This window comes from Streptomyces sp. NPDC058289 (assembly GCF_042880975.1).
In the GTDB taxonomy this organism is placed as follows: domain Bacteria; phylum Actinomycetota; class Actinomycetes; order Streptomycetales; family Streptomycetaceae; genus Streptomyces; species Streptomyces stoeckheimensis.
The window spans coordinates 1-2,249 of record NZ_JBHVYI010000199.1 but is presented as its reverse complement, the minus strand read 5'-3'; the positions used below and the strand labels follow the sequence as shown (position 1 = coordinate 2,249).

Annotated in this window: 3 protein-coding genes; 1 reads left to right on the top strand and 2 read right to left on the bottom strand. The window is 75.5% G+C overall.

What is annotated here, in order from left to right; all coding sequences use genetic code 11:
- Positions 1 to 150 precede the first annotated feature (150 nt).
- Positions 151 to 903, bottom strand: a complete 753-nt coding sequence (locus ACFVX6_RS40795; RefSeq protein ID WP_389699640.1) for an anti-sigma factor domain-containing protein — start codon at positions 901 to 903, stop codon at positions 151 to 153.
- Positions 900 to 1,424 carry an ECF RNA polymerase sigma factor SigK gene (gene sigK / locus ACFVX6_RS40790; RefSeq protein ID WP_389699641.1) on the bottom strand — a complete coding sequence of 175 codons (525 nt, stop codon included), beginning with the start codon at positions 1,422 to 1,424 and terminating at the stop codon, positions 900 to 902. The genes ACFVX6_RS40795 and sigK overlap by 4 nt, the downstream gene beginning before the upstream one ends.
- A gap of 459 nt (positions 1,425 to 1,883) precedes the next feature.
- Here sigK and ACFVX6_RS40785 point away from each other — a divergent pair, with 459 nt between their 5' ends.
- On the top strand, positions 1,884 to 2,123 hold the full coding sequence (locus ACFVX6_RS40785; RefSeq protein WP_389699639.1) for a chaplin: 240 nt from the start codon (positions 1,884 to 1,886) through the stop codon (positions 2,121 to 2,123).
- Positions 2,124 to 2,249 lie beyond the last annotated feature (126 nt).

Genomic DNA, 2,249 nt, shown 5'->3' with positions numbered 1-2,249 from the left:
GGTGGGCGCGCGCCGGGGCCCCCGCGCTCCGGCACCCCCACCTGATCCCCGCCACCCACGCCCGGGGCCAGCCCCCCCGGGGCCGGGACCGCGGCGGGCGGGTGGCCGGAGCCTTCGCTCGCGGCCACCCGCCCGGGGGTTCCCTACGCCCTACGCCCTAGCCGGCAGAGCGAGCAGGACCAGGGGGCTGGTCGTCGGCTGCGCCGATCCCCCGGCGGGCTCCAGCGTCAGGCCCACCGCCGTGGCCGTACCGAGGCCGCCGTCCAGTACGGCCGCCCCGTCGCCGGTGAGGAAGCCGGCCGGGCGCATCGTGCCGCGGTCGGCCAGCCAGAGCTGGTACGTGTGGCCCTCCCCGGCGGCCGGCAGTCGGTCGGCGAGGAACACGGCCCGGTCCCGGGCGGCGGAGGTGATCACCGTTGCGGCGGCTCCCCCGCTGGTGCGGCCGTGGACGGTACGGGCGTCCGGGGCGGCAACCACGGACCGCAGCTCCTGGCTGCGCGCCTCGGCCTGCCGGGCCTCCTGCCGGGCCCGGTCCGCCTGCCTGCTCTCGTGGAGCGCGGCGCCGCCGAAGACGGCCGCGCCGACGAGGGACGCGGCGACGACGAATGCCCCGGCCCTGCGCGGGAGCCGGTCGAGGAATCCGGCCGCCCGGCGGACGCCGACCCTCGGGGGCAGCTGGCGGACGGTCTCGATGCGGGCGAGCACGTCCGCCTTCAGCTGCGGCGGGGGCACGAGGGTCACGGCGGCGGCCAGCCGGCCGGCCGTGGCCGAGAACTCCGCGACGTCTCCGGAACACGGCGCGCAGCGGGCCAAGTGCCGGGAGAAGGCCTCCTGTTCGCCCGGACCGAGCGCGTCCAGTACGTAGGCCGCGGTGAGGGTGTGCAGTTCTTCGTCGTGCTTCACGTGGTCACCCCCATGCAGTCGCGCAGGCGGATCAGTCCGTCGCGCATCCGGGTCTTGATCGTGGGAAGAGGAGTCTGGAGGCTCTCGGCGACCTCACGGTAGGTCAGCCCCTGGTAATAGGCGAGGGTGACGGCCTGGCGCTGGAGCTCGGTCAGCCGGCGCAGGCAGCGTTTGACCTGATCGCGTTCCAGCCGGGTCTCCACCTGCTCGCTCACCTCGTCGAAGGGCCGTTCCTGGCCGCGTACGCCCACGTCGTGCTCGCGGGTGGCCGAGGCCTGGGCGGAGCGGACCCGGTCGACCGCCCGGCGGTGGGCGATCGTGGCCACCCAGGCCATGACGCTCCCCTGCTCGGGGCGGTAGCGGGCGGCCTGGCGCCACACGTCGATCATCACCTCCTGGGCGACCTCCTCCGACTGTGCGCGGTCGCGCACCACCTTGACCGCGATGCCGAAGACGGTTCCGGCCACGGCGTCGTACAGCGTGGAGAAGGCGTCCTGGTCCCCCTGCGCGACGCGCGCCATCAGCTCGGCGAGTTCGGCCGCGGCCGATCCGGGGCCGGTGCCTGTGCCGCTGCCCGGGCCCGGTCCGGGAAAGCGCAGCTTCTCGGGGTTCACCTGAGCGGCCCCCGTGTACGGCCGGGCCCGGGCGGGCACGGCGGTGCCGCGAGTGGTTCTCGCCGGTCCATCCATCGCATGAACGATCCTTCGTGGCAGGCGCACCTGTTCCCCGTCCGCCGGGGTCGCGGTGCGCGCCGGGTCCTTGCTGTCTCACCTTGTCTTCGGAGCCGGTCCGCGCACGGATTGGCCGACATACACGCGAAAGGGCATCCGTTCGGGGGAACCGGCACCCCTGGACCAAACCGCGCCGGGGGTCCGGGCCGAAGGAGGGGCGCGGGCCCGGTCCAGGGGCCGTCGCGCGGCGGGTCACGGAGCTGATGGGCCCCGCAGTCCGCCGCCGCACAGCCAGCAAGGAGATCTGTCGTGTCGCGTGTCCTCAAGAGTGCCGCACTCGCCCTCGCCTCGGGCGCCCTTCTCGTGGGCGGGGCCTCGGCGGCTTCGGCCGACGCCGGAGCCCAGGGCCTCGCCGCCCACTCCCCGGGGGTCGGCTCGGGCAACCTGATCCAGATCCCCGTCCACATCCCGATCAACGCGTGCGGCAACTCGGTCAGTGTGATCGGGCTGCTGAACCCCGCGTTCGGCAACACCTGCGTCAACGCCTGACCCCGGCCCCGAGCCGCAGTCTCGGGCCCGCAGACTACGGCCCGGCGGCCGCACAGGGGCGGGGGGCCGGGGGGGCTGCGGTCCGTGGGGGGGTTGGTCGGCCAGCAGGCGGGCCGCCGGGTCCGC